Source organism: Streptomyces sp. NPDC004667 (genome assembly GCF_040609475.1).
Taxonomy (GTDB): Bacteria; Actinomycetota; Actinomycetes; order Streptomycetales; family Streptomycetaceae; genus Streptomyces.
The window spans coordinates 1-1,131 of record NZ_JBEXKC010000277.1 but is presented as its reverse complement, the minus strand read 5'-3'; the positions used below and the strand labels follow the sequence as shown (position 1 = coordinate 1,131).

The 1,131-nt window shown below is 69.2% G+C and carries 1 protein-coding gene; it reads left to right on the top strand.

The window, feature by feature from the left end; all coding sequences use genetic code 11:
• Window positions 1–193: 193 nt before the first annotated feature.
• Window positions 194–1,087: a metallophosphoesterase gene (locus ABZW32_RS40030; protein WP_356225863.1), complete on the top strand. Its 894-nt coding sequence runs from the start codon at window positions 194–196 to the stop codon at window positions 1,085–1,087.
• Window positions 1,088–1,131 lie beyond the last annotated feature (44 nt).

Here is a 1,131-nt window from a genome sequence, read left to right as displayed (position 1 = left end):
TGGACGACGGCGAACTGGGAGACGCCGGCCACGCCGATGGCCACGTGGATGCCGGTGAGTTCCTCGTCGGTGGCCCTACCGCGTCGAGGTCTCCACCGACGGCGCGACCTGGACCAAGATCGCCGAGGAGAAGGCCGGCAACGGCGGCACCGACGACCTCACCGGCCTCTCCGGCAAGGGCAGGTACCTGCGCGTGTACGGCACCGCGCGCGGCACGGCGTACGGCTACTCCCTCTTCGAGGCCGAGGTGTACGGCACCGCCGACGGCGGCCCACCCCCCGGCGGCGGCGCCTTCACGGTCGTCGCGGCCGGTGACATCGCCGCACAGTGCACGCCCTCCGACAGCGGCTGCGCCCACCCGAAGACCGCCGCCCTGGCCCGGAAGATCGACCCGAAGTTCTACCTGACGATGGGCGACAACCAGTACGACGACGCCCGGATCGCCGACTTCCGCGCCTACTACGACAAGAGCTGGGGCGCCTTCAAGGACAAGACCCACCCCGTACCCGGCAACCACGAGACCTACGACCCGGCCGGCTCCCTCGCCGGATACAAGGCGTACTTCGGGAACATCGCCTACCCGCAGGGCAAGAGCTACTACAGCTTCGACGAGGGCAACTGGCACTTCATCGCCCTCGACTCCAACGCCTTCGACCAGGCCGCCCAGATCGACTGGCTCAAGGCCGACCTCGCCGCCAACGGCAAGCAGTGCATCGCCGCCTACTGGCACCACCCGCTGTACTCCTCCGGCGGACACGGCAACGACCCCGTGTCCAAGCCCGTATGGAAGATCCTCTACGCCGCCAAGGCCGACCTCGTCCTGAACGGACACGACCACCACTACGAGCGGTTCGCCCCGCAGAACCCCGACGGCAAGGCCGCCGCCGACGGGATCGTGGAGATCGTCGGCGGCATGGGCGGCGCCGAGCCCTACCCGATCGAGCAGGTCCAGCCCAACAGCCAAAAGCGCATCAGCGGCCAGTACGGGGTCCTGAAGCTCGACTTCACGGACTCGGGCTACGGCTGGAGCTACGTCGCCGCCGACGGGTCGGTCAAGGACACCAGCCCGAAGTACAGCTGCCACTGATGTACCTGGCCAACACCGGCCGCCCGGACGCGCCGCCCCGCCCC